Annotated in this window: 24 protein-coding genes and 1 riboswitch; of the genes, 15 read left to right on the top strand and 9 right to left on the bottom strand. The window is 72.1% G+C overall.

The window, feature by feature from the left end:
- Position 1: 1 nt before the first annotated feature.
- Positions 2-577 (bottom strand): TerD family protein, encoded by a 576-nt coding sequence (locus Sco07f_RS26740; RefSeq protein WP_007450822.1) that lies wholly within the window; start codon positions 575-577, stop codon positions 2-4.
- Between the two features lie 199 nt (positions 578-776).
- Here Sco07f_RS26740 and arfB point away from each other — a divergent pair, with 199 nt between their 5' ends.
- Positions 777-1,214, top strand: a complete 438-nt coding sequence (gene arfB, locus Sco07f_RS26735) for an alternative ribosome rescue aminoacyl-tRNA hydrolase ArfB (RefSeq protein WP_007450813.1) — start codon at positions 777-779, stop codon at positions 1,212-1,214.
- 7 nt (positions 1,215-1,221) lie between these two features.
- Here the strand turns inward: arfB and Sco07f_RS26730 are convergent, their stop codons facing one another.
- Both Sco07f_RS26730 and Sco07f_RS26725 read right to left on the bottom strand, forming a co-directional pair.
- Positions 1,222-1,704 (bottom strand): GNAT family N-acetyltransferase, encoded by a 483-nt coding sequence (locus Sco07f_RS26730; protein ID WP_108989416.1) that lies wholly within the window; start codon positions 1,702-1,704, stop codon positions 1,222-1,224.
- Between the two features lie 48 nt (positions 1,705-1,752).
- Positions 1,753-2,244 (bottom strand): flavin reductase family protein, encoded by a 492-nt coding sequence (locus Sco07f_RS26725; protein WP_439959698.1) that lies wholly within the window; start codon positions 2,242-2,244, stop codon positions 1,753-1,755.
- Between the two features lie 424 nt (positions 2,245-2,668).
- Between Sco07f_RS26725 and cdgB the strand changes: the two genes are divergently transcribed.
- Together cdgB and Sco07f_RS26715 are read left to right on the top strand one after the other, a co-directional pair.
- Positions 2,669-4,333, top strand: a complete 1,665-nt coding sequence (gene cdgB, locus Sco07f_RS26720) for a diguanylate cyclase CdgB (protein ID WP_007450812.1) — start codon at positions 2,669-2,671, stop codon at positions 4,331-4,333.
- Between the two features lie 121 nt (positions 4,334-4,454).
- The gene (locus Sco07f_RS26715) at positions 4,455-5,444 is read left to right on the top strand and encodes a carbohydrate-binding protein (RefSeq protein ID WP_087790491.1); all 990 of its coding nucleotides are present in this window, start codon (positions 4,455-4,457) and stop codon (positions 5,442-5,444) included.
- Positions 5,445-5,484: 40 nt separating this feature from the next.
- On the opposite strand, the gene Sco07f_RS26710 is transcribed toward Sco07f_RS26715, so the two are convergent.
- The 3 genes from Sco07f_RS26710 to Sco07f_RS26700 all read right to left on the bottom strand — a co-directional run bounded on the left by Sco07f_RS26710 (position 5,485) and on the right by Sco07f_RS26700 (position 8,726).
- Entirely contained in the window at positions 5,485-6,417 is a 933-nt protein-coding gene (locus tag Sco07f_RS26710) for a 1-phosphofructokinase family hexose kinase (protein WP_108989414.1), read from the bottom strand.
- A 144-nt stretch (positions 6,418-6,561) separates the two neighbouring features.
- Positions 6,562-7,707 (bottom strand): N-acetylglucosamine-6-phosphate deacetylase, encoded by a 1,146-nt coding sequence (nagA, locus tag Sco07f_RS26705; RefSeq protein ID WP_108989413.1) that lies wholly within the window; start codon positions 7,705-7,707, stop codon positions 6,562-6,564.
- Positions 7,707-8,726: an ROK family protein gene (locus Sco07f_RS26700; protein ID WP_280524571.1), complete on the bottom strand. Its 1,020-nt coding sequence runs from the start codon at positions 8,724-8,726 to the stop codon at positions 7,707-7,709. The genes nagA and Sco07f_RS26700 overlap by 1 nt, the downstream gene beginning before the upstream one ends.
- A gap of 108 nt (positions 8,727-8,834) precedes the next feature.
- Between Sco07f_RS26700 and Sco07f_RS26695 the strand changes: the two genes are divergently transcribed.
- The 3 genes from Sco07f_RS26695 (at position 8,835) to otsB (ending at position 11,466) form a co-directional block, all read left to right on the top strand.
- Complete coding sequence (locus Sco07f_RS26695; protein WP_087790495.1) at positions 8,835-10,100, top strand: extracellular solute-binding protein; 1,266 nt, start codon at positions 8,835-8,837, stop codon at positions 10,098-10,100.
- 38 nt (positions 10,101-10,138) lie between these two features.
- Complete coding sequence (locus Sco07f_RS26690) at positions 10,139-10,372, top strand: DUF3263 domain-containing protein (protein WP_042822413.1); 234 nt, start codon at positions 10,139-10,141, stop codon at positions 10,370-10,372.
- Positions 10,373-10,593: 221 nt separating this feature from the next.
- Positions 10,594-11,466: a trehalose-phosphatase gene (gene otsB / locus Sco07f_RS26680; RefSeq protein WP_108989411.1), complete on the top strand. Its 873-nt coding sequence runs from the start codon at positions 10,594-10,596 to the stop codon at positions 11,464-11,466.
- A gap of 7 nt (positions 11,467-11,473) precedes the next feature.
- Here otsB and Sco07f_RS26675 read toward each other — a convergent pair whose 3' ends face one another.
- A complete protein-coding gene (locus Sco07f_RS26675) occupies positions 11,474-12,886 on the bottom strand; it encodes an alpha,alpha-trehalose-phosphate synthase (UDP-forming) (protein WP_054103576.1) in 1,413 nt (470 codons plus the stop codon).
- A 146-nt stretch (positions 12,887-13,032) separates the two neighbouring features.
- On the opposite strand from Sco07f_RS26675, the gene Sco07f_RS26670 reads away from it, so the two are divergent.
- Complete coding sequence (locus tag Sco07f_RS26670; RefSeq protein ID WP_108989410.1) at positions 13,033-13,776, top strand: hypothetical protein; 744 nt, start codon at positions 13,033-13,035, stop codon at positions 13,774-13,776.
- A gap of 10 nt (positions 13,777-13,786) precedes the next feature.
- Here Sco07f_RS26670 and Sco07f_RS26665 read toward each other — a convergent pair whose 3' ends face one another.
- A complete protein-coding gene (locus tag Sco07f_RS26665) occupies positions 13,787-14,731 on the bottom strand; it encodes a glucosyl-3-phosphoglycerate synthase (RefSeq protein ID WP_007388724.1) in 945 nt (314 codons plus the stop codon).
- A 162-nt stretch (positions 14,732-14,893) separates the two neighbouring features.
- A riboswitch (SAM riboswitch) is annotated at positions 14,894-15,041 on the top strand.
- Positions 15,042-15,058: 17 nt separating this feature from the next.
- Here Sco07f_RS26665 and thrC point away from each other — a divergent pair.
- The 8 genes from thrC (at position 15,059) to Sco07f_RS26625 (ending at position 23,130) form a co-directional block, all read left to right on the top strand.
- The gene (gene thrC, locus Sco07f_RS26660; protein ID WP_042822409.1) at positions 15,059-16,351 is read left to right on the top strand and encodes a threonine synthase; all 1,293 of its coding nucleotides are present in this window, start codon (positions 15,059-15,061) and stop codon (positions 16,349-16,351) included.
- Entirely contained in the window at positions 16,348-16,623 is a 276-nt protein-coding gene (locus tag Sco07f_RS26655; protein ID WP_007388715.1) for a MoaD/ThiS family protein, read from the top strand. The genes thrC and Sco07f_RS26655 overlap by 4 nt, the downstream gene beginning before the upstream one ends.
- A 431-nt stretch (positions 16,624-17,054) precedes the next feature.
- On the top strand, positions 17,055-17,258 hold the full coding sequence (locus tag Sco07f_RS26650; RefSeq protein WP_004929928.1) for a cold-shock protein: 204 nt from the start codon (positions 17,055-17,057) through the stop codon (positions 17,256-17,258).
- Between the two features lie 327 nt (positions 17,259-17,585).
- Complete coding sequence (gene groL, locus Sco07f_RS26645) at positions 17,586-19,211, top strand: chaperonin GroEL (protein WP_007388714.1); 1,626 nt, start codon at positions 17,586-17,588, stop codon at positions 19,209-19,211.
- A 207-nt stretch (positions 19,212-19,418) separates the two neighbouring features.
- Complete coding sequence (locus Sco07f_RS26640) at positions 19,419-20,549, top strand: NADH:flavin oxidoreductase (RefSeq protein ID WP_054103580.1); 1,131 nt, start codon at positions 19,419-19,421, stop codon at positions 20,547-20,549.
- Positions 20,550-20,582: 33 nt separating this feature from the next.
- A complete protein-coding gene (locus Sco07f_RS26635) occupies positions 20,583-22,124 on the top strand; it encodes a carboxylesterase/lipase family protein (RefSeq protein WP_108989409.1) in 1,542 nt (513 codons plus the stop codon).
- Positions 22,121-22,468, top strand: coding sequence for a hypothetical protein (locus Sco07f_RS26630; RefSeq protein ID WP_087790501.1), 348 nt, complete (start codon positions 22,121-22,123; stop codon positions 22,466-22,468). Before Sco07f_RS26635 ends, Sco07f_RS26630 begins: the two co-directional genes overlap by 4 nt.
- A 125-nt stretch (positions 22,469-22,593) precedes the next feature.
- Positions 22,594-23,130, top strand: coding sequence for a hypothetical protein (locus tag Sco07f_RS26625; protein WP_108989408.1), 537 nt, complete (start codon positions 22,594-22,596; stop codon positions 23,128-23,130).
- Between the two features lie 4 nt (positions 23,131-23,134).
- Here the strand turns inward: Sco07f_RS26625 and Sco07f_RS26620 are convergent, their stop codons facing one another.
- Positions 23,135-23,743 carry a TetR/AcrR family transcriptional regulator gene (locus Sco07f_RS26620; RefSeq protein WP_007388723.1) on the bottom strand — a complete coding sequence of 203 codons (609 nt, stop codon included), beginning with the start codon at positions 23,741-23,743 and terminating at the stop codon, positions 23,135-23,137.
- Positions 23,744-23,833: the final 90 nt, after the last annotated feature.

Here is a 23,833-nt window from a genome sequence, read left to right as displayed (position 1 = left end):
GTCAGACGTTCACGCCGAAGTCCTGGGCGATGCCCACCAGGCCCGAGGCGTAGCCCTGGCCGACGGCGCGGAACTTCCACTCGGCGCCGTTGCGGTACAGCTCGCCGAAGACCATGGCGGTCTCGGTGGCCGCGTCCTCGGACAGGTCGTAGCGGGCGATCTCGGCGCCGCCGGCCTGGTTGAGGATGCGGATGTAGGCGTTGCGGACCTGGCCGAAGTTCTGCGAGCGGTTCTCCGCGTCGTAGATCGAGACCGGGAAGACGATCTTCTCGATGTCGGCCGGCAGACCCGCCAGGTTGACGTTGATCGCCTCGTCGTCGCCGGCGCCCTCGCCGGTGCGGTTGTCACCGGTGTGGACGATCGTGTTGTCCGGCGTCTGCTTGTTGTTGAAGAAGACGAAGTGGGCGTCGGAGTAGACCTTGCCCTGCGTGTTGACCGCGATCGCGGAGGCGTCGAGGTCGAAGTCGGTGCCGGTGGTGGTGCGGACGTCCCAGCCGAGCCCCACGGTGACTTCGGTCAGGCCCGGAGCCTCCTTGGTGAGCGAGACGTTGCCACCCTTGGACAGGCTTACAGCCATTGTTGGGAGTCCCTTCCCTCGTTTACGTACGGCAAGAAAGCTACAGCTACCACCATGAACGACGAGAGGGGTCCACAAGGTTCCGCCTCTCTTTACTTTCTTTACCGAGGCCGGAAGGCCGGGACCGGAACGCCGGGGCCGGGGCCGGGAGAACGCGCCCGGGATATTCGGGTGACGTGCGCCGCCCGGGGGCGGGAACATGGAGGGCATGTCCGGTCCCCATGTCATCCGCGGCTCCGTCTCCCTGCCCGAGGCCGAGCTCGTCTGGCGTTTCTCGCGTTCCTCGGGACCCGGCGGACAGCACGTCAACACCACGGACACGGCGGTGGAGCTGCGCTTCGACCTGGCGCGCACCGAGGCCCTGCCCGAGGTGTGGAAGCAGCGGGCGCTCGAGCGGCTCGCCGGGCGGCTGTCCGGCGGGGTCGTCACCGTCCGCGCCTCCGAGCACCGCTCCCAGTGGCGCAACCGGGAGACCGCCGCCGTGCGCCTGGCCGCGCTCCTCGCCGAGGCCACCGCGCCCCCGCCCCGGCCCCGCAGGCCGACCCGCATCCCGCGCGGCATCAACGAACGCCGGCTGCGGGAGAAGAAGGAGCGTTCCCAGACCAAGCGGGGACGCTCCCCGAAGAACTGGGACTGAAGCCCGGTCAGAGAGCCGGCCCGTCCAGCGCCAGCACGCCGACCGTCTCCTCCTCGGCCTTCTCCCCGTTGGGCCGGAAGCCGAGGCCCAGGTAGAAGTTCTCGGGGCCGTGCTCGCCGGGGTGCCAGGTGACGAAGCACTCCGTGCCGCCGCGGCGCCGGACCTCGGCGGCCACCGACTCCACGGCGAAGCGGCCGTATCCCCGGCCCTGTTCCCCGGCGGCGATGTTCAGGCGCCACAGGCCGGAGCGCAGTGCGCTGCCGTCGTCGTACCAGTCGACGCCGAAGAACCCCATGAGGAAGCCGACCGGACGGTCGCCGTCGAGGATCAGGCGCGGCCAGGCCTTCTCGCCGTGGACGTACGCCTCGGCGAGGGACTTCACCACCGGGTCGACGGCGAACTCCTGCTCGGGCCGCACCCGTATCGCGAGGGCGGCCTCGATGTTCGCCGGGGTGATCTCCTCCAGGCGGAGCGTCGTGCTGGTCGTCATGCGCGCACCCTAGGCCGGGCGCGGGGCACGGGCGAGTGAATTCCCCGCTCAACCCAGATGCCGGTAGCGCCCCCGGAAGTACGTCAGCGGCCCCCCGTCGCCGCTCGGCAGCGAGGCGGTGAGGACCCGCCCGATCACGAGGGTGTGGTCGCCGGCCGGCACCCGCTGTTCGGTGCGGCACTCCAGGGTCGCCAGGGCGCCGCCCGCCAGCGGCGCCCCGGTCGCCTCGCCCCGCACGTACGGGATGTCCGCGAACAGGAGGCGGTCGCTGACGCGGCCCTTCATCGCGAAGCGGCCCGCGATGTGCCGCTGGCTCTCGGAGAGGACGGAGACCGCCCACAGGGGCTGCTCGTCCAGCAGGTCGTCCATGCGGGAGCCCTCGCGCAGGCTGACCAGGACCAGCGGCGGGTCCAGGGACACCGACATGAACGCGGTGGCCGTCATGCCGACGTCCTCGCCGCGCGGAGCCAGCGGGTCGTCGGGATCCAGCGGCGGCTCCTGCGCGGTCACCAGGACCACGCCCGAGGCCAGCCGGGACATGGCGGCACGGAACTCCTCGTTGCTCACCCCCTCAGAATGCCCGGAGGCGGGCGACGGGAACGGAGGCGCGGGGCTGGTGAGGGATCGAGTGTTCGGCACCCCGTCACGCTAATCTCCGGTGCGTCGGCCCGGCATCGGGCCCCGGTCGGAACCGGGACCTAGGACCATGGGAGGAGTCGTGCGCATACCCACAAACTTTGCGTTCGGTAAACACACAGGGAAAGCGCGGAATCCCCACTCAATTGTTCAGGTTTTGCTGTGACTTGAGTCACAAGGGGCGGTAATTGTTGACCCTGTGTACCGAGTGGGGAGCGCGCTGTGATTCAGTGGCGGGGAACCTGCAAGAGCACGATCCGGGGCACCCTCAGTAAAGGCGCCGAAGACAACCCTTGATTCACTGCGAGGTCTCGGGGGGAGGGCGAGCATGGAGACCGACTCGGAGCCCTATGTCCGCCTTGCGTCCCTGCGGCAGCTGCACCAGGCCATGGCCGACATGAACAAGGCCCGCAGCCTGGCCGACACCCTCCAGGCCGTCGCCGACGGCGTCGTCCAGGCCCTCGGCTACGAGCTGGCGTGCGTCAACCTGGTCGGCCCCGACGGCGACCTCGTCGTCGCCGCCTTCGCCGGCAACCAGGCCGCCGAGGCGCTCATCACCGGCCGCTCGGGCTCCCGGGAGTCCTGGGACCGGCGCCTGAACATGGGCGAGCAGTGGGGCGACCTGATCTTCATACCCCACACCGAGGGCTGGGTCCTCGACGACGACGACGTCCCGCAGTGGTACACCGACGGGCCCGCGCCCCGCTTCGAGGACGAGTGGCACCCCTCGGACCGGCTCTTCGCCCCGATGTACGCGCCCGGCCCGCAGGGCGGCGGCAGCAGCGGCGAGCTGATCGGCGTCCTGTCCGTGGACCGGCCGCGCAACGGCCGCCGTCCCGGCGCCTGGGGCCGCGAGGCTTTGCAGATGTACGCGTTCCAGGCCGCCATCGCGATCAGCAACGCCCGGCTCCGCTCCAACATGCAGCGCGCCCTGGTCCGCCTGGAGCGCGACCAGCAGGCGCTCAGGGCCAGCGAGGAGAGCTTCCGGCAGGCCTTCGAGTACGCCCCCTCCGGCATGGCCATCGCCGAGATGGGGGGCGACCAGCACGGCCGCATCCTGCGCACCAACGACGCCCTGTGCCGGCTGCTGGGCCGCCGGGCCTCCTCGATGCGCCGCTATGCCTTCTCCGACCTGGTGCACCCCGAGGACATCGGCACCCTGCTGCGCACCTCCGCCGAGGGCGGCCGGGCCGAGCTGCGCCTGGGCCGCCGCGACGGCACCTACGTCTGGGTCTCGCTGCGCAACAGCGTCGTCGCCGACGCCGCCGACGGGCCGCGCTTCCTGCTCACCCACGTCGAGGACATAGAGGAACGCAAGCGCCGCGAGCTCCAGCTCGCCCACCGCGCCTCCCACGACTCCCTCACCGGCCTGCCCAACAGTGCCGAGCTGCGCTCCCGGCTCGCCGCCCGGCTGTGCCAGCGCCCGCAGTCCGCGCACGCGGCCGTGGCCGACGCCATGGACGCCGCCTACGGGCACTCCGCCGTGTTCGACTCCGGCGGCCACACCTTCGACTTCTCCGCCGCCGCCGAGCCGTACGGCGCCTTCGACCACCACGTGCACGCCGTGGCGCCCGAGGACGGGCGCGACGACGGCACCAAGGGGCTCGCGGTCCTCTTCTGCGACCTGGACGGTTTCAAGTCGATCAACGACCGGTTCGGGCACAACGCGGGCGACGCCGTGCTCATCGAGGTCGCCCGGCGGCTCAGCGGCGGGGTCCGCGACGGCGACACCGTGGCCCGGCTCGGCGGCGACGAGTTCGTGATCCTCGCCAACGGCCTCGGCAAGGCCGACGCCCAGGACCTCGCCGTACGGCTGCGGGGCGAGATCATCCAGCCGATCCGGGCCGAGGGCCGGGCCGTCCGGGTGGGCGCCAGTTTCGGCATCGGCTGGGCCCACTGCGGCATGACGGCGGACGAAGTCCTAAAGTCGGCTGACGAACGGATGTACGTCGAGAAACGATCTCGTCCCAAACAGCACCGCCGGGCCGGATGATCACCAGGTCAGCGCGTTGATGCGGTCTGAGTCACCCGTTTGGGTCAGTGGAAGCGGGTAGGCTCGCTTTCTCACCCACCCGTACCGCACCACGCACCGCATCTGGTTAGGAGACCTAGGGATGACGCCCGGCAACAACGGCGCGAGCACGCCCGAGGACGACGACCCCTTCGGCTACCTCTACGCCGACGGGCAGGCCAACGGGGCCCAGCCGCCGTCCGGTGGCTACGGCTACCCGAACTCCGTCAACCGGGTGCGTCCCGTCGGCACACGGCAGTACGGGGCACCCCAGGGCCAGGGCGCGCAGACCGCCGCCCACGGCCAGGCAGCCCCGCCCCAGCAGGGTGCCTACGGCCAGCCGCAGGGGGCGTACGGACAGCCGAACGCGCACTACGCGGCGCCGGAGACCTTCCCCGGCGGGGGCGGTCCCGGGGGCCCGCAGCAGCCCTCCGGGCACGGCGGGGGCGGCGGTCGCCGCGGTCCCAACACCAAGGGTCTGCTGATCGGCGCGGTGGCGGTCGTCGCCGCCGTGGTCATCGGCATCGCCGTGGCCATGACGAGCAGCGGCTCCGACGACGACAAGGGCGGCAACGAGGCGGGCGGCGACACCACCCCCACCCAGTCCCAGAGCAGCGAGCCCAGCCCGTCGGCGAGCGACGACGGCGAGGAGCAGGACGTCGAGCTGCCCTCCGTCGACGCGAAGGCGATGCGGCTGGGCGGCTCGGCCTCCCTCGCGTCGGACGTGGAGGGCGCCGAGTCGGACGGCGGCGTCTACGTGGCCAATCTCAACCAGCCGGGCTCCTCGGTCACCTGGACCGTGGACGGCATCCCCAAGGACGGCCTCTACACCCTCTTCACCACGTACAGCGCGGCCGGCGAGGACCAGTCGATGACCCTCACGGTCAACGGCAAGGAGTTCGGCAGCAAGCTGAACCTGGGCAACTTCGCGGGCGCCGAGGACGGCGACTTCGCCAAGGGCTGGACCAAGACCTACGCCTGGCCCACCCTCAACAAGGGCACCAACACCATCACCCTGTCCTGCGCCGACGGTGACAAGTGCAACGTCCTGCTGGACCAGTTCTCCCTGAAGAAGGGCCAGGTCAAGGACTAGGTCCGCCCCGGCGTCGGGCCGTGCGGCGCACCCGGCGGGTTCAGGCCGCGCCCGCCTCCGCCGTCACCGCGACGCCGCGTCCGAGCAGTTCCTCGTACGCCGTCCGGTCGAACTCGCCCGCCACCGGCGCCAGCACCGTCGCCGCCGACAGGGCGACCGCGCGGGTCAGCCGGTCCGGCCAGGGCAGGTGCTCCACCAGGCCGGAGAGCAGGCCCGCCACCGCGGAGTCGCCCGCGCCGGTCGGGTTGCCGTGGACGTGGGCCGGCGGGGCGGCCCGCCAGCGGCCCTCCGGGGTCACCGCGAGCAGCCCCTCCGCGCCCAGCGAGGCGACCACCGAGCGGGCACCGCGGCGCCGGGCGGCCTGCGCGGCGCGCTGCGGCTCGTGCGAGCCGGTCAGCTCGGCCAGCTCGTCGGCGTTCGGCTTGATCAGGTCCGGGCGGGCGGCGAGCCCCCGCCGCAGCGGCTCCCCGCTGGTGTCGAGCAGCACCGGCACGCCCGCGGCACGCGCGGCCCGCACCAGACCGGCGTACGCGCCCACCGGGACGCCCGGCGGCAGGCTGCCGCACAGGGCCACCGCGGCGGCGCCGGTCAGCAGGTCCTCGTACGCCTCCTGGAAGGCGTTCCACTCGGCGGGCGCCACGGCCGGGCCCGGCTCGTTGAGCTGGGTGGTGTCGCCGGTGCGCTCGTCGACGACCGCGACGGTGCGCCGCGTCGCCCCCGCGACCGGCACCAGCGCGTCGGTCACCCCGCGCACGCCGGTCAGCCCCTCGCGCACGACGCCGCCGGTGGTGCCGCCCGCGAAACCGGTGACCGTCACCTCGTGCCCGAGGGCCGCGAGGACGCGGGCCACGTTCAGCCCCTTGCCGCCGGGCCGCTCGGTCACCTCGGTCACCCGGTGGGAGGCGTGGGGCCTGAGGCCCTGGACGCGGTAGGTGATGTCGAGCGCGGTGTTGAGAGTGACGGTGAGGATCACCGTGCCGACCTCCCCCGATCGTGTGCGGCTGGGTGTGCCCGTGGGGCTGTGCTCCACGACACGATCATGCCAAACGGCGGGCGGTCGGCCCAGACCCCGGGTCCGACCGGCGACGGCCGGCCCCGGAGCGGACTCGGGTACGGATCAGCCCAGTTGGGGATCGACCACCCATTCGCCCCGGCGCATGACGCCCACCAGGTCGAAGGCGTCGTCCAGGACCACCAGGTCGGCGTCCTTGCCCGGTTCCAGGGAGCCGACGCGGTCGTCCAGGCCGAGGAGCCGTGCCGGGTTGGCGGAGATCGCCGCGACGACGTCCTCCACGGGCAGCCTGTCGATGGTCACCGCCCGCTTGAACGCGCGGTCCAGGGTGAGCGTGGAGCCCGCGATCGAGCCGCCCTCCACCAGCCGGGCCACGCCGTCGGTGACCTCGACGTCCAGCGGACCGAGCCGGTAGCGGCCGTCGCCGAAACCGGCCGCGTCCATCGCGTCGGTGATGAAGGCGACCCGGCCCGCGCCCGCGTGGTGGAAGGCCAGCTGCAACGCGGCCGGGTGGAGGTGCGTGCCGTCGTTGATCAGCTCGACGGTGATCCGCTCGTCCTCGAGCAGCGCCGTGATGGGGCCCGGCGCGCGGTGACCGACCGGGGGCATCGCGTTGAAGAGGTGCGTGGCGACGGTGGCGCCCGCGTCGATGGCCTGCACGGTCTGCTCGTACGTCGCGTCGGTGTGCCCGACGGCCGCGATCACGCCGTGCTCGACCAGCAGCCGTACGGAGTCCAGGCCGCCCGGCAGCTCGGTCGCCAGCGTCATCATCTTCGCGTGGCCGTGCGCCGCGTCGACCAGCTTGCGCACCTCGGACGGGTCCGGGTCGCGCAGCAGCTGCTCGTCGTGGGCGCCCTTGCGGCAGGGCGAGATGAACGGCCCCTCGAAGTGGATGCCAACGATGTCGCCCTGCTGCGCCAGCTCGGCGAGCATCCCGGCGTGCCGGACGAGGAAGTCCAGGTCACCGGTGACGGCGGAGGCGACCACCGTGGTGGTGCCGTGCCGGCGGTGGGTCTCGACGCCGGCCAGGACCTGCTCGGCCGTGCCGCCGGCGAAGGAGGCGCCGCCGCCGCCGTGGTTGTGGATGTCGACGAAGCCGGGGACCACCCAGTGGCCCGACAGGTCGACGGTCTCGGCCTGCGGGGGAGCCGTGTCCGCGATCCGCGTGCCGTCGACGATCACGCGGCCGTCGTCCACGGTCCCGGTGGGCAGTACCACCCGGGCACCGGCGAGAACCTTGCTTGGGGCCATCAGGTGGTTACCTCCGGGGGAGTCGCGGCCGTGACAGCCGTGGAAGCTGTGGAAGCTGTGGAAGTCGAAGCAGGCGGTGCGGGCGGTGCGGGCGGAGCAGTGGTGTCGAGCAGGTCCCAGGCCATCAGCCCGGCACCCAGGCAGCCGGCGGTGTCCCCGAGTGCGGCGGGGACGATCTCCGGCAGTTTCTGGAAGGTGACGCGGCGCCGGACCGCGTCCCGCAGCGGTGTGAACAAGGTTTCCCCCGCCTCGGCGAGGCCGCCACCGATGATCAGGACACGCGGGTCCAGCAGGGTGAGCGCGGTGACCAGCCCGTCGGCGAGCGCGTCCACGGCGTCCCGCCACACGGCGAGCGCGCGGGCGTCCCCCGACTCGACGGCCTTGGCGCAGTCGGCGGCGTCCGCCTCCGGGTCGCCGCACGCCTCGGCCCACGCCTGGCTGACCGCCGACGCGGACGCGAACCGCTCCAGGCAGCCGCGCTGCCCGCACGGACAGGCGATGCCGCCGGGGCGTACGACGACGTGGCCGATCTCGCCCGCGAAGCCGTGCGCGCCGGCCTCGACCCGGCCGTCGATGCCGATGGCGCCCGCGATGCCGGTGCCCAGCGGCACGAACAGGAACCGGTCGGCGCCCTGCCCGGCGCCGATCCGGCCCTCGGCGAGCCCGCCGGTGCGCACGTCGTGCCCGAGGGCGACCGGAATGCCGCCGAGCCGCTCGCCGAGCAGCGCCCGCAGCGGGACGTCGCGCCAGCCGAGGTTGGCCGCGTACACGGCGACGCCCCGCTCGGCGTCGACGATGCCGGGGACGGCGACGCCGGCGGCACTGGCCGGCTCGCCGAACCGGTCCGCGCCGTAGGCCCGCAGTTCGGCGGCGAAGTCCAGGATGCCCGCGACGACCGCCTCGGGCCCCCGCTCACGGCCGGTGGCCCGGCGCGCCTGGTGCAGCAGCTCGCCCCCAGGCCCCGCCAGGGCGGCCTTCATCCCGGTGCCGCCCACATCGAGGGCGATGACATGTCTCACGGGGACAGTGTGGCCCGTACACCCGGGAGAGGTCTAGTCCACTGCGGTGGTGTAGACCTTAATCCGCTAAGCGAACGCACGAACGAGCAGTCAGGGTTGGGGAACAGGGTGCAGCGGCGTAGGACAGGAACGATCGCGGTGGTGTCCGCACTGGGCATGACGGCGGTCCTCGGCGGCTGCGGGCTGACCGGCGACTCCGACGGGGTGACCCTGAGGCTCGTCGCCGCCGACTACGGCGACAGCAAGGAGAACAGCTCCCAGAAGTACTGGGACGAGCTGGTCAAGTCCTACGAGGCCAAGAACCCCGACGTGCACGTGGACGTCACCGTCTACTCGTGGAACGACGTCGACCGCAAGGTCCGCGAGATGGTCGAGGCGGGCAAGGCGCCCGACATGGCCCAGATCGGCGCCTACTCCGACTACGCCGACAAGGACCTGCTCTACCGGGCCGACGACGTGCTCTCCATCCCGGTCCAGGCCGACTTCGTCTCCCAGCTGGCCGGCGCCGGCCAGGTCAACGGCGTGCAGTACGGGCTGCCCTTCGCGGCCTCCACCCGGGTGCTCTTCTACAACAAGACCCTCTTCAGCGAGGCCGGCGTCACCCCGCCCAAGTCCTGGGACGACCTCGCCGAGGCCGCCGAGGCGCTCAAGGACAAGGGCGTGAAGTACCCGTACGCCCTGCCGCTGGGCCCCGAGGAGGCCCCGGCCGAGACGATGCAGTGGATGCTCAGCGGCGGGGGCGGCTACACCGACGACGTCGGCACCTACTCCATCGACTCCCCGCAGAACGTCACCACCTTCACCTGGCTGCGCGACGAACTGGTCGGCAAGGGCCTCACCGGGCCCGTGGCCCCCGGCAAGCTCAACCGCGCCGCGGCCTTCGACGCCTTCGCGGACGGCGACGTCGGCATGCTCAACGGACACCCCTCACTGATGAAGGCGGCCTCCGACAAGGGCGTCAAGTACGGCATGGTGACCACCCCGGGCGCCGACGGCGAGAGCAGGAACACCCTCGGTGTCTCCGACTGGATGACGGCCTTCAAGAAGAACGGCCACCAGGAGGAGATCGGCGACTTCCTCGACTTCGTCTACAGCGAGGAGAACGTCCTCGACTTCTCCCGCGAGTACGGCCTGCTGCCCGTGACCACCTCCGCCTCCCAGACCATGAGCACCGCGCCGGAGGACAAGAAGCTCAAGCCGTTCCTGGACGAGCTGCTGCTCTCCCAGCTGTACCCGGTCGGCAAGACCTCCTGGGCCTCGGTCAGCGCGGACGTCAAGAAGCACATCGGCGAGGCGGTCGCCCCCGGCGGCAACCCCGGGGAGGTCCTCGGCGAGATCCAGGCGACCGCGATGCGGGCCGGCAGCGCGGAGTAGCGGCCGCGTTGTCGGTGGCGGGCGTTACGTTGGCGTACATGGACCTGGGAGAGCTGGCCGAGCGGGAGCGGAGCATCCTCGCGCTGGAGCGCCGGGGCTTCTCCGGCCCCGGCGCCAAGGAGCGCGCCGTCCGCGAGGAGCTGGGCCTGGCCCCCGTCCGCTACTACCAGCTCCTCAACGCCCTCCTGGACGACCCCCGCGCCCTGGCCTGCGACCCGGTGACGGTCAACCGCCTGCGCCGGATACGGGAGTCGCGCCGCGCGGAGCGCTGAGGTTGCCTCAGGGGGTGTCGTTCGGATCCTGCCGGGGTCGCGGGGTCTGGCACGCACATCTGCGGCGTTGTCGTCGGTTGCCAGGGCTCCGCCCTGTCGCCCTCCTCCGCCTTGCAGCTGCACGCACCAGACCCCGCTCGGGCCGGCAACAAGGCACCGTCGCCCGGAGCCGTCCTGATCCGAACGACACCCCCTGAGCCCCGGCGGGATAGGTTCGCCGTATGGGCAGCCACCAGGACTCCACCCGAGACGACTCCCCACACCCCCTGCCGACGCCCGCGACGGCCGCCGGACGCGAAGGGCTGGACGCCCTCCTCGCCGAGCCCGGCCGCGCGGTGGTCGCGCTCGACTTCGACGGCACGCTCGCCCCGATCGTGCCCGACCCCGACCGGGCCCGCGCCCACCCCGGGGCCGTACCGGCGCTCGCCGCCCTGGCCCCGAAGGTCGCCTCGATCGCCGTGATCACCGGCCGCCCCGCCGAGGTCGCCGTCCACCACGGCGGCTTCGCGGACGTCCCCGGCCTCGACCGCCTCGTCGTCCTCGGCCACTACGGCGCCGAGCGCTGGGACGCCGCCACCGGCACCCTCACCACACCGGAACCGCACCCCGGCGTCGCCGCCGTCCGCGCCGCGCTGCCGGGGCTGCTGGAGCGGTCCGGGTCCGCCGGGCAGGGCACCTGGACGGAGGACAAGGGCCACGCGGTCGCCGTCCACACCCGCCGCGCCCCCGACCCGCAGGCCGCCTTCGACGCCCTGCGCGCCCCCCTCGCCGACCTGGCCGCCCGCCACGGCCTGATCGTCGAACCCGGCCGCATGGTGCTGGAACTGCGCCCGCCCGGCATGGACAAGGGCGCCGCCCTCAGGTCGTACGTCCACTCCCTGGGCGCCGGCTCCGTCCTCTTCGCCGGCGACGACCTCGGCGACCTCCCGGCCTACGCGGCCGTCGACACCCTCCGCACCGAGGGCACCCCGGGCCTCCTGGTGTGCAGCGCCAGCGACGAGGTCACGGAACTGAGGAAGCGCGCGGACGTCGAGGTGCCCGGCCCGGCCGGAGTGGTCGCCCTTCTGGCGGCCCTCGCGCACCGACTGGCCTGAGACGACGTCACGGACGGTTCGCCCGCAGCGCCTCCAGCTGCTCCAGGAACCACCGGGCCGGGGGCAGCGCGGTGCCGGCGGCCGCCAGCCGCTTCGACCGTTCGGCCCGTTCCCCCGCCGGCAGGCCGAGCGCCTCGTGCAACGCGTCCGCCGTCCCCACCACGTCGTACGGGTTCACCACCACCGCGTCCCGGCCCAGCTCCTCGTACGCCCCCGCCTCCCGCGACAGCACCAGCGCACACCCCGCGTCGGAGACGAGCGGCACCTCCTTCGCGACCAGGTTCATCCCGTCCCGGACGGGGTTGACCAGCGCCACGTCCGCCAGCCGGTACGCCGCCAGCGACCGCGCGAAGTCGTCCTTCAGGTTCAGCACGACCGGCGTCCACCCCGGTGTGCCGAACTCCTCGTTGACCGCGTGCGCGACCCGCTCCACCTCGGCCGTGTACTCCCGGTACACGGCGAGATCCTGCCGCGAGGGGTAGGCGAACGCGACGTGCACGACCCGCTCGCGCCACTCCGGGCGCCCGGCCAGCAGTTCCCGGTAGGCCAGCAGCCCCCGCACGATGTTCTTGGACAGCTCGGTGCGGTCCACCCGCACGATCGTGCGGCGCGCCCCGCCTTCCGGCGCGGTGCCGATCTCCTCCCGCAGCGCCGCCATCCGCTCCTCGACGTCCGCCTCGTGCGACCGCCCCCGCAGGAAGTCCCCGTCGGCGCCGAGCCCGTGCACGCCGATCTCCGTGCCGCCGAGCCCGCCCACCACCGCGTCGCAGCAGGCGGTGAACGCGTCGGCCCAGCGCCGGGTGAGGAACCCGAGCCGGTCGGCGCCCAGCATCCCGCGCAGCACCTGCTCGGCGATGTCGTCCGGCAGCAGCCGGAAGTAGTCGACCGGGGCCCAGGGCGTGTGCGAGAAGTGGCCGATCCGGAGGTCCGGGCGCAGCTCGCGCAGCATCCCCGGCACCAGCGTCAGGTGGTAGTCCTGCACGATCGCGACCGCGCCCTCGGCCGCCTCCTCGGCCAGTGCCTCGGCGAACGCCCGGTTGTACGCCTCGTAGGAGGCCCACTGCCGCCGGAACTCCGCGTCGAAGACCGGCTCCAGGGGCGTCTGGTACAGCATGTGGTGCACGAACCACAGCACCGAGTTGGCGATCCCGTTGTACGCGTCCGCGTGCACGTCGGCCGGCACGTCCAGCATCCGTACGCCGTCCTCGCCGACCCCGCGCCGCACCGCCTCGCGGTCGCCGTCGCCGAGCGCCGAGCACACCCACAGCGCGCCCGCGTCCGGCCCGATGGCCGACAGCCCCGAGACCAGCCCGCCACCGCCCCGCTTGGCGTGCAGCGACCCGTCCTCCCGCACCTCGTACGAGACCGGTCCCCGGTTGGAGGCGACCAGCACCTGAGCAGCACCGAAGCTTGAAGCCATACGCCTCAACCTAGCCCGGCCCCCCGAACCTCAAACGTTCCCCGCTGTCACCCCGGCTGCGATTCGGTCACGCGTCTTGTGTGGGAACTGTGAACGGGCCGAGGATGTGCGGTGCACATTTCAACTTCTTGGGGGGCGGGCGAACCATGCCCATACGCATACACACGCGACACCGGCGCGGGAGCGGACTCGTCGCCCCGGCGGCCCTGATCGCGGCCTGCGCGCTGGCCCTGGCGGGCTGCGGCGACGGCGGCGGCGCGAGCACGAAGGGGGCGGGGACAGCCACGGCGGCCACCGCGACCGCCACCGCGACGCCGAGCAGCAGCCCGACCCCCGAGGCGTCCCCCACTCCCTCAGCGGTGACGATGAGCGATCAGACGGGTGCCGTTCTCGGCTCGGCCATCGCCGTGGCCGACGGGAAGGGACTCGACTACGCCGTCTACCTCCAGGGCACCGGACTGTCTCTGGCCGGCGGCGGGAAGCAGGCCTCCTCCTACGGGCCGAGCGAAGAGGTGTGCGAACAGGTCGACGACTCCGCCGACACCAACCCCTCCTTCGACGTGGCGTTCACCATCCCCCGTGACGGCCGCGACTGCGCCGGGCGCCTGCTGCACACGCCGAAGCCGACCCCGAAGCCGACCCCGGAGCCCTCGAAGACCCGGGCCGACGGCACCGGCGGCACGAGCGGGGGCGGCGGCACCGGTGGCGGCTCGGGCGGCGGCTCCGGCGTCTGCGAGCTGATGAGCCCGGCCGGCAACTGCTACGCCGACGGCCAGTTCTGCGCCAAGAAGCACCGGGGCCTGAGCACTCACGGCCGCGGCGGCGAGTACCTGACCTGTGAGCGGGACTCCGGCGGCCGGTGGCGCTGGTCGGACGGCGTCCCCGGCTGAGAACCGGGGGTCAGGCCGCCTTCCGGGCCGCGTACTCCGCGATCTCCGTCATCGGGGGCCGTTCCTCGGTGTCCACCGCGTAGGTGCGCGGCTCGAAGCCGTCGGCGCCGCGTTCGAACTGGGTGAGCGTCGGCCGGACCAGGTGGCCGCGGGCCAGCCGCAGCTGGGCGGTGCGGTAGATCGCGGCGGCCATCCGGCCCAGCGCCCGGCCGTCCTGGTGGCGGTGGACGCGGACCCCGACGTCCACCTGCGCGAGCGCGTCCAGGCCGACCAGGTGCAGGGCGTCGACCAGCATGCCCAGCTCGACGCCGTAGCCGACCGGGAAGGGCAGCCGTTCCAGCAGGGAGCGGCGGGCCGCGTACTCGCCGCCCAGCGGCTGGACGAAGCCGGCCAGCAGCGGCCAGTGCAGGTTGAGCAGCGGGCGTGCCACCAGCTCCGTGACCCGGCCGCCCTGCCCGGCCGCCCCGCCGAGCGGACGGTCGTACATGGCCTTGACGAGGTGCACGTCCGGGTCGGTGAGCAGTGGGCCCACGATCCCGGAGACGAAGTCGGCGGAGAAGTCGCGCAGGTCGGCGTCGACGAAGCAGACGATGTCCCCGCCGGTGACCAGCAGCGACCGCCACAGCACCTCGCCCTTGCCCGGCACGGCGGGGATGCGGGGCAGGATCGTGTCCCGGTGCACGACGCGGGCACCCGCCGCCGCGGCCACCTCCGACGTACGGTCGCTCGACCCGGAGTCCACGACCACGAGCTCGTCGACGAGCGGGACCCGGAGCATCAGCTCCCGCCGGATCACCGTGACGATGTCCCCGACCGTCGCCTCCTCGTCCAGGGCGGGCAGCACCACGCTGACCGACTGCCCGGTGGCGTGCTTGGCGGACAGGAGCTGCCGGACGGTCCGGTCCCCGGCGGACCAGGAGCGTGCGTTCAGCCAGCGCTCGACTTCTTCCAGCACGTCCGGTGGTCTCCTTCGTGGTCCGTGGTGATCCGTTGTGATCCATCTCGCGGTACGGACGACTATCTCAACGGCCTTGGCCTTCGGTTACAGTCTTGAACAACGCGTGGGACCACCGCATGCCGGGGTCGCCGCGTGCACCACCGCAAAACAACCACATACCGCTCATCCAGAGGGGCAGAGGGATACGGCCCGATGAAGCCCCGGCAACCCTCCAGCCGGCACTTGTCACACGGACGTGGCGAGGCTCCCGGCTAGGGAAGGTGCCAAATCCGTCTCACGGCGAGATGCGTCGTGAGGAAGATGAGGAGAAAGGGCCTCGCCTCCATGGCTGTGCAGACTGCCGAAACCCCCGCGAACTCCACCGACGGCACCGTCGACCTCGGCCCCGCCACCGCGCTGAGCTGCCGGGAGTGCGGCCACCAGGTCCCGCTCGGACCGGTCTTCGCCTGCGAAGAGTGTTTCGGCCCCCTCGAGATCGCCTACGACTTCTCGGCCTACGACACCGAAGAGCTGCGCAAGCGCATCGAAGCGGGCCCCGCGAACATCTGGCGCTACGCCCCCCTGCTGCCCGTCCCCGCCGACGTGGCGACCAAGCCGAACATCAACCCCGGCTGGACCAAGCTCGTCCAGGCCGACAACCTCGCCCGCGAGCTGGGCGTCACCGGCGGTCTGTACGTCAAGGACGACTCCGGCAACCCCACGCACTCCTTCAAGGACCGCGTCGTCGCCCAGGCCATCGAGGCCGCCCGCGCCTTCGGCTTCACCACCCTGTCCTGCTCCTCCACCGGCAACCTCGCCGGTGCCGTCGGCGCCGCCGCCGCCCGGGCCGGCTTCCGCTCGTGCGTGTTCATCCCGCACGACCTGGAGCAGGGCAAGGTCGTCATGGCCGCCGTCTACGGCGGCGAGCTGGTCGGCATCGAGGGCAACTACGACGACGTGAACCGCTTCTGCTCCGAGCTGATCGGCGACCCGGCCGGCGAGGGCTGGGGCTTCGTCAACGTCAACCTGCGCCCCTACTACGCCGAGGGCTCCAAGACCCTCGCGTACGAGATCTGCGAGCAGCTCGGCTGGCGGCTGCCCGACCAGCTCGTCGTCCCGATCGCGTCCGGCTCCCAGCTGACGAAGATCGACAAGGGGCTGAAGGAGCTGATCGGGCTCGGGCTGGTCGAGGACAAGCCCTACAAGATCTTCGGTGCGCAGGCCGAGGGCTGCTCGCCGGTCTCCACGGCGTTCAAGGCCGGTCACGACGTGGTCCGCCCGCAGAAGCCGAACACCATCGCCAAGTCGCTGGCCATCGGCAACCCGGCCGACGGCCCCTACGTCCTCGACATCGCCCGCCGCACCGGTGGTGCCGTGGAGGACGTGACCGACGAACAGGTCGTGGACGCGATCAAGCTGCTCGCCCGCACGGAGGGCATCTTCGCGGAGACGGCGGGCGGTGTGACGGTCGGCGTGACGAAGAAGCTGATCGAGAACGGCGTCCTCGACCCGTCGCTCACCACCGTCGTCCTGAACACCGGCGACGGACTGAAGACCCTCGACGCGGTGGCCGGCACCGGCCTCACCGCCACGATCCGTCCCAACCTGGACTCCTTCCGAGAGGCTGGCCTCGCATGAGCGTGACCGTTCGTATCCCGACCATCCTGCGCACCTACACCGGCGGCAAGGCCGAGGTGAGCGCCGACGGCGCCAACCTCGGGGAGGTCATCACGGACCTGGAGAAGAACCACACCGGCATCGCCGCCCGCGTCCTGGACGACCAGGGCAAGCTGCGCCGCTTCGTCAACGTCTACGTCAACGACGACGACGTCCGCTTCGAGCAGGGCCTGGAGACGGCGACGCCGGACGGCGCCGGTGTCTCGATCATCCCGGCGGTCGCCGGCGGCTGACGCGGTCGCGGACCGACCGCCGATACCCCTCGTAGTGGTGTATTGCCCTCTCCGTGAGAGAAACGGAGGGGGCAATTCCATGTGGTTGAGCGCGGTAGAGTTGGGGAACGCGCTCCCGATCGGCACAACGGGAACCGTTAATTCCTGCCGTCCGTCCGACAAGAAGTAGCCAAAGTGCGGACGTGTTCTGTGGCTTTTGTTCTCTTTGTGTGCCCCGACTTGACCCGAATTCAGGCGAATTCTCGCCACATTCCGGACCGGGTGCGTCCAGATTTCTCGTCCGATTGACCTGTTGCAGACGGCAGTTGGACAGATACATTCAGCCGCGGTCGACGCGTTCCGGCGCACGCCCCCAGTCGTGAGGGGGCGAGGTCTGACCCGGATTCGCGAAGTGCGGATCTGTGCAAGGGCCAGTAATAGGGGAGTTAGGCATGGCTCAGGGCACCGTCAAGTGGTTCAACGCGGAGAAGGGGTACGGCTTCATCGCGGTCGACGGTGGTGCGGATGTATTCGTCCACTACAGCGCGATTCAGATGGACGGCTACCGCACCCTCGAAGAAGGCCAGCGGGTCGAGTTCGAGATCTCGCAGGGTCAGAAGGGCCCGCAGGCCGACATGGTTCGCCTCAGCGCCTGAGACGCGCGGCCACCGCAGCACCCGGTCTTCATCCGAAGGGCCCGTACCTCCAGGGGTACGGGCCCTTCGGCCTGCCCGGACGTCCCTCGCCCCCTTGTTCGCGGGTGGCTGACCGTACGGCCCGATCCCCGAGAGGCGCTTGCACTCGATGGGGGCGAGTGCTAATCATTGGCGTTAGCACTCTGAAGGTGAGAGTGACAACGAAGGACCGGGTCGGTGAGGCCCGCAGGCCGGGTGGGGAAGGAACCACAAGGCCGGCGAGCCGTCCGTCGCGGGCGCGGGCGCGGTCCGAAGGAATCACCCCCAGTCCTGGAGGGACCACTTCACATGGCCAAGATCATCGCGTTCGACGAGGAGGCGCGGCGCGGCCTCGAGCGCGGCATGAACCAGCTCGCGGACGCCGTCAAGGTGACGCTCGGCCCCAAGGGCCGCAACGTCGTCCTCGAGAAGAAGTGGGGCGCCCCCACGATCACCAACGATGGTGTCTCCATCGCCAAGGAGATCGAGCTCGAGGACCCGTACGAGAAGATCGGCGCCGAGCTGGTCAAGGAAGTCGCCAAGAAGACGGACGACGTCGCCGGTGACGGTACGACCACCGCGACCGTTCTCGCCCAGGCCCTGGTCAAGGAAGGCCTGCGCAACGTCGCGGCCGGCGCCAACCCGATGGCCCTGAAGCGCGGTATCGAGAAGGCCGTCGAGGCCGTCTCCGCCGCCCTGCTCGAGCAGGCCAAGGACGTCGAGACCAAGGAGCAGATCGCCTCCACGGCCTCCATCTCCGCCGCCGACACCCAGATCGGCGAGCTCATCGCCGAGGCCATGGACAAGGTCGGCAAGGAAGGCGTCATCACCGTCGAGGAGTCCCAGACCTTCGGTCTGGAGCTGGAGCTCACCGAGGGTATGCGCTTCGACAAGGGCTACATCTCGGCGTACTTCGCCACCGACATGGAGCGTATGGAGGCGTCGCTCGACGACCCGTACATCCTGATCGCCAACTCCAAGATCGGCAACGTCAAGGACCTGCTGCCGCTCCTGGAGAAGGTCATGCAGTCGGGCAAGCCGCTGCTGATCATCGCCGAGGACGTCGAGGGCGAGGCCCTGTCGACCCTGGTCGTCAACAAGATCCGCGGCACCTTCAAGTCCGTCGCCGTCAAGGCCCCGGGCTTCGGCGACCGCCGCAAGGCCATGCTCGGCGACATCGCCATCCTCACGGGCGGCGAGGTCATCTCCGAGGAGGTCGGCCTCAAGCTCGAGAACGCCACGCTGGACCTGCTGGGCAGCGCGCGCAAGGTCGTCATCACCAAGGACGAGACCACGATCGTGGACGGCGCCGGCTCGGCCGACCAGGTCCAGGGCCGGGTCAACCAGATCCGCGCCGAGATCGAGAACAGCGACTCGGACTACGACCGCGAGAAGCTCCAGGAGCGCCTGGCGAAGCTGGCCGGCGGCGTGGCCGTCATCAAGGCCGGTGCCGCCACCGAGGTCGAGCTCAAGGAGCGCAAGCACCGCATCGAGGACGCCGTTCGCAACGCGAAGGCGGCCGTCGAGGAGGGCATCGTCGCCGGTGGTGGCGTGGCCCTGCTCCAGGCCTCCCAGGTCTTCGAGAAGCTGGAGCTGTCGGGTGACGAGGCGACCGGCGCCAACGCCGTGAAGCTCGCCCTGGAGGCCCCGCTGAAGCAGATCGCCGTCAACGGCGGTCTCGAGGGCGGCGTCGTCGTGGAGAAGGTCCGCAACCTGACCGTCGGCCACGGCCTGAACGCCGCCTCCGGTGAGTACGTCGACATGATCGCCGAGGGCATCATCGACCCGGCGAAGGTGACCCGCTCTGCCCTGCAGAACGCCGCCTCCATCGCCGCGCTGTTCCTCACCACCGAGGCCGTCATCGCCGACAAGCCCGAGAAGGCCGCCGCGGCGGGCGCCCCGGGCGGCATGCCGGGCGGTGACATGGACTTCTGATCGACCGGTTCCGGTTGATCGACCGTCCAGCACGGACCGAGGGCGGCACTCCCCGAGAGGGGGGTGCCGCCCTCGGGCGTGTCCGGCTGTGGGCAGGCTCACATCGGGGCGCCGGGCGGAATGGTCCGGCGGGGCGGCCCCGTTCCCGTGGGAGTGCGTTGCATGCGCGCGCACATACCCGTCGGTACCCACCTCAGGAGCCCCCACGTGACCGTCACCCCCGCCGAGGCCGCCACCCGCGCCGCCCAGCTCCTCGCCCGCCCGGCCACGATCAACGGCCTCACCGTGCCCAACCGCATCGCGATGGCGCCGATGACCCGGATGTTCTCCCCGGGCGGCGTCCCCGGCGAGGACGTGGTCTCGTACTACTCCCGCCGCGCCGCCGCCGGCGTCGGACTGATCGTCACCGAGGGCACCTACGTCGGCCACGACTCGGCCGGGCAGAGCGACCGTGTCCCGCGCTTCCACGGCGAGGAGCAGCTCGCCGGGTGGGCGAAGGTCGCCGAGGCGGTGCACGCGGGAGGCGGCACGATCGTGCCGCAGCTGTGGCACATCGGCATGGTCCGCAAGGCCGGGGACCAGCCCTTCCCGGAGGCCCCCGCCGTCGGCCCGTCCGGCCTGCGCATCGGCGAGGACGAGCCCACCGGCAGGGCGATGACCCAGCGCGACCTGGACGACGTCATCGGCGCCTTCGCCGAGTCCGCCGCGGCCGCCGAGCGCATCGGCTTCGACGGCGTGGAGATCCACGGCGCCCACGGCTACCTGGTCGACCAGTTCCTGTGGGCCGGCACCAACCGCCGCACCGACGCCTACGGCGGCGACCCCGTGTCCCGGGCGAAGTTCGCCGCCGAGATCGTGGCCGCCGTACGGGAGACCGTCTCCCCGGACTTCCCCGTGATCTTCCGCTACTCCCAGTGGAAGCAGGAGGCCTACGACGCCCGTCTCGCCGAGACCCCGGAGGAGCTGGAGGCCGTCCTCGCCCCGCTCGCCTCGGCCGGAGTGGACGCCTTCCACGCCTCCACCCGCCGTTACTGGGTCCCGGAGTTCGAGGACTCGGACCTCAACCTCGCCGGCTGGACCAAGAAGCTCACCGGCAAGACCGCCATCACCGTCGGCTCGGTCGGCCTCGACGGCGACTTCGACAAGGCCTTCCAGGGCGAGGGCGCCTCCGTCCGGGGCCTGGACAACCTCCTCGACCGCATGGAGCGCGACGAGTTCGACCTCGTCGCCGTCGGCCGCGCGCTGCTCCAGGACCCGCGGTGGGCCGAGAAGGTCCTCGGCGGACGCTTCGACGAACTCGCCCCGTACGACGCGGCATCGCTGAAGACCCTCAGCTGAGCGCGGTGCGCACCACGGCGTAGGGTCCGGAGGATGACGATCCCTGGACCTGCCGAGTCAGTGGAACCCGTGGTGCGCACCTCCTCCGGCGCGGTGCGCGGCCGGACCGAGGACGGCCTGACCGTCTTCCGCGGCATCCCCTTCGCCCAGCCCCCGGTGGGGGACGCCCGCTTCGCCGCCCCGCGCCGCCCCCGCCCCTGGGACGGCATACGCGACGCACACGCCTTCGGCCCGCCGCCCCCGCAGGACCTCGGCGTCGCGGGCGCCGCCGGCCCCTCGGACGTCCCCGGGGCCGACGACTGGCTGACGGTCAACGTCTGGACGCCCGCCCCCGACCCGGCCGCCCACCGCCCGGTGATGGTCTGGATCCACGGCGGCGCCTACAAGATGGGCCACTCCGGCAGCCCCGCCTACGACGCCCGCCGTATCGCCGCCGACGGCGACCTCGTCGTCGTCACCCTCAACTACCGCCTCGGCATGGAGGGATTCGCCCACATCGAGGGCGCCCCCGCCAACCGGGGCCTGCTCGACCAGATCGCGGCGCTGGTCTGGGTGCAGGAGAACATCGCCGCCTTCGGCGGTGACCCCGGCCAGGTCACCGTCTTCGGCGAGTCGGCCGGCGCCGGTTCCGTGGCGGCCCTGCTCGCCATGCCCCGCGCGGCCGGACTCTTCCGGCGGGCCGTCGCCCAGAGCGTGCCGGGCACCTTCTTCTCCCCGGAACTCGCCGCCGACTTCGGGGCCGCCCTCGCCGCCGAGCTGGGCCTGCGCCCGACCGTCGAAGACCTCGCGGACCTCACTCCGGACCAGCTCGTCAAGGCGGGCCAGGCCCTCGCCCCGAAGATGCCGGGCAACGTCCCCCGCTGGGGCCGGGCGGCGCCCACGGTCACCCCGTACGCGCCCGTCGTGGACGGCGAGTTCCTGCCGGTCACGCCCTGGCAGGCGCTCGCCGCCGGCGCGGCCCGCGACGTCGAGCTGATCGCCGGTCACAACCGCGACGAGAACCGCCTGTTCACCGCCATGGCGGGCAAGCTCGGCGAGATCGGCGAGGACCGCGCGAGCGCCGCCCTGCGCCTGTACGCCCCGGGCGGCGAGGCCGCCTACCGCGCCGCGTTCCCGGACGCGTCGGCCAACGACCTCTACGAACGCGTCCAGACCGACTGGCTGTTCGCGATGCCGTCGCTGCACCTGGCCGAGGCCCACCTCGCGGGCGGCGGCCGGTCCCACGTCTACGAACTCACCTGGCCCGCCCCCGCCTTCGACGGAGCCCTGGGTGCCTGCCACGCCCTGGACATCCCGCTCCTCTTCGGGACCTTCCAGGCGGACCTGGCACTGCTCCAGTTCGGCGGCGCGGAGCCGTCCGCGGAGGCGCTGGCCCTGTCGTCCGGCTTCCGCGCCGCCTGGACGGCCTTCGCCCGCACCGGCGACCCGGGCTGGCCCGCGTACGACACGCGACAGCGCCTCGTGCGGGTCTTCGACGCCGAGTCGGCCGTGGCGCCGTATCCGAACGAGACCTCCCGACGCCTCTGGGAGGGCCAGGAGTTCGCGCCGCTGCCGCTGGTGGACCCGGAGGCGTGAGCTTCCGAGGACTCCTGCTGGGCCTGTTCGCCGTCCCGGTCGTCGTCGGCGGGTACTTCCTCACCGAGGCGGCGACCGCCGGCGGCACGCCCCGGTGCGACGGCATCATCCAGGAGTACGGGGACGCGGAGCGCTCGGGGCCCATGAAGCCGGGGGAGACGTGCGACCTGTACGACTTCACCGACAGCCGCTCGGCGGGTACGCGGACGTACGAGCAGCAGAGGAAGGCGCAGGAGGAAGGGGCGGCGGCCGACTACCGGGCCGGGGGCTGGTGGCTGGCGTACGGCGTGGCCGGGCTGACCGCGGTCACCGTCCACCTCGGCCTGAGACGCGGCCGCGGCTGAGACCCTCGACGAACGCGGTCCGGGCGTCGGCCCGGAAGGAGACTGCTGAGGGCGCGGCCGCGCGGGACGAACCGCGAGAGTGCGCACCCCTGAGGGCGTCGCCGTCCGCGTGGTTCAATGACCGCATGGGGGAGGACCGTGCGTCTCTGGGACCGCTGGAACCGACCGACGGCCGCTGGCGGGTCGGGGACGCCACGCAGGCCGGCGCCCACTGGGTGGAGTTCCGCCCGGAAGGGCTGCACCAGCACGAGCCGGGCTCCGAGGGGCGGTTGGTGCCGTGGTCCAGGATCATGAACGGCATCAGGATCACCTGGGGCAAGAACCCCTGGAACACGAACACCAGGGGCCTGTACACGCTGAGGGGCATGGTCGCCTCGCGTGACGGCGGCTGGTTGCACATGACGCTGCGCCACCCCTACGAGGACCACCAACTGCGCTTCGACCAGCACGAGCGCCCCTACCGGGCGGTCGACGTGCTCCGGCTCGAGGCCCTGCTGCGGCAGCTCACCGATGAGGGAAGGCTTCAGCTCCTCGGCGATCCGGACTGGGTGGGCCGTGCCGCGGCACACCTGGCCGGCGGGGAGAACCGCCGGATCACCGGCCGTTCGCTGCGGCAGGCGGTGGCGGAGGCCCTGGCGGCGGCCGGCCCGGTCGGCGCCTGACGGATCACGCGGGCGGCCAGGTGCGCAGGGCCGTGTCGGCCACCCGCTGGAGGTCCTCCCGGGTGGCGCCGCCGGTGGCCTGTACGGAGATGCCGTTGGCGAAGGTCATGAGATACCGGGCGATGTGCAGGGGGTCCGTGCCGGGCGGCAGGTCGCCGTCGTCGACGGCCTGCCGGAACCGGTCGCGGAGTTGGCCGACGCCCCCTTCGCGCCAGTCGGCGAGCAGATCACGGGCGGAGCGTCCGGTCTCGCCGGCGGCGAGTGAGCCCTGGACGCCCAGACAGCCGGACGGGCAGTCGGGGCGGGTGCTGACCTGGACGGCACCCCTCAGGAACGCGGTCGCCACCTCGCGGGCGGTCGGTTCCCGCAGGGCGCGGGCGACGTAGGAGGCGGGGCCCTCCTCGTAGCGCTCGAGCGCCTTGCGGAACAGGTCCTCCTTGTTGCCGAAGGCCGCGTACATGCTGGTGCGGGTGATGCCCATGGCGCCGGTCAGGTCGGTGAGGCTGGCGCCCTCGTAGCCCTGCTCCCAGAAGACCCGCATGGCCTTCTCCAGAGCCTCGTCGGCGTCGAATCCCCTCGGCCGGCCGATCGACCCCTTCTGTCGCGTCTCCATAGCCTCAGTCTACTCCTTCCGTATCGATCGGTACGGATGTGCTACGGTCGATTTCAGTACCGAACGGTACCGAATCTGTGGAGGTCTTTG

The sequence above is a fragment of the Streptomyces coelicoflavus genome (assembly GCF_003112555.1).
GTDB lineage: Bacteria > Actinomycetota > Actinomycetes > Streptomycetales > Streptomycetaceae > Streptomyces > Streptomyces coelicoflavus.
Note: the sequence above shows the minus strand (reverse complement) of the source record. Positions and strands in the feature narration are given on the sequence as shown.

What these genes read in the sequence shown, in the direction of transcription:
- Sco07f_RS26690 (WP_042822413.1), top strand. Translation starts at nt 10,139, where the DNA reads ATGGACCTGGGAGAGCTGGCCGAGCGGGAGCGGAGCATCCTCGCGCTG.
- Sco07f_RS26655 (WP_007388715.1), top strand. Translation starts at nt 16,348, where the DNA reads ATGAGCGTGACCGTTCGTATCCCGACCATCCTGCGCACCTACACCGGC.
- nagA (WP_108989413.1), bottom strand. Translation starts at nt 7,707, where the DNA reads ATGGCCCCAAGCAAGGTTCTCGCCGGTGCCCGGGTGGTACTGCCCACC.
- Sco07f_RS26635 (WP_108989409.1), top strand. Translation starts at nt 20,583, where the DNA reads ATGACGATCCCTGGACCTGCCGAGTCAGTGGAACCCGTGGTGCGCACC.
- thrC (WP_042822409.1), top strand. Translation starts at nt 15,059, where the DNA reads ATGGCTGTGCAGACTGCCGAAACCCCCGCGAACTCCACCGACGGCACC.
- Sco07f_RS26675 (WP_054103576.1), bottom strand. Translation starts at nt 12,886, where the DNA reads ATGGCTTCAAGCTTCGGTGCTGCTCAGGTGCTGGTCGCCTCCAACCGG.
- cdgB (WP_007450812.1), top strand. Translation starts at nt 2,669, where the DNA reads ATGGAGACCGACTCGGAGCCCTATGTCCGCCTTGCGTCCCTGCGGCAG.
- arfB (WP_007450813.1), top strand. Translation starts at nt 777, where the DNA reads ATGGAGGGCATGTCCGGTCCCCATGTCATCCGCGGCTCCGTCTCCCTG.
- Sco07f_RS26740 (WP_007450822.1), bottom strand. Translation starts at nt 577, where the DNA reads ATGGCTGTAAGCCTGTCCAAGGGTGGCAACGTCTCGCTCACCAAGGAG.
- Sco07f_RS26725 (WP_439959698.1), bottom strand. Translation starts at nt 2,244, where the DNA reads ATGTCCCGGCTGGCCTCGGGCGTGGTCCTGGTGACCGCGCAGGAGCCG.
- groL (WP_007388714.1), top strand. Translation starts at nt 17,586, where the DNA reads ATGGCCAAGATCATCGCGTTCGACGAGGAGGCGCGGCGCGGCCTCGAG.
- Sco07f_RS26730 (WP_108989416.1), bottom strand. Translation starts at nt 1,704, where the DNA reads ATGACGACCAGCACGACGCTCCGCCTGGAGGAGATCACCCCGGCGAAC.
- Sco07f_RS26625 (WP_108989408.1), top strand. Translation starts at nt 22,594, where the DNA reads ATGGGGGAGGACCGTGCGTCTCTGGGACCGCTGGAACCGACCGACGGC.
- otsB (WP_108989411.1), top strand. Translation starts at nt 10,594, where the DNA reads ATGGGCAGCCACCAGGACTCCACCCGAGACGACTCCCCACACCCCCTG.
- Sco07f_RS26715 (WP_087790491.1), top strand. Translation starts at nt 4,455, where the DNA reads ATGACGCCCGGCAACAACGGCGCGAGCACGCCCGAGGACGACGACCCC.
- Sco07f_RS26670 (WP_108989410.1), top strand. Translation starts at nt 13,033, where the DNA reads ATGCCCATACGCATACACACGCGACACCGGCGCGGGAGCGGACTCGTC.
- Sco07f_RS26650 (WP_004929928.1), top strand. Translation starts at nt 17,055, where the DNA reads ATGGCTCAGGGCACCGTCAAGTGGTTCAACGCGGAGAAGGGGTACGGC.
- Sco07f_RS26620 (WP_007388723.1), bottom strand. Translation starts at nt 23,743, where the DNA reads ATGGAGACGCGACAGAAGGGGTCGATCGGCCGGCCGAGGGGATTCGAC.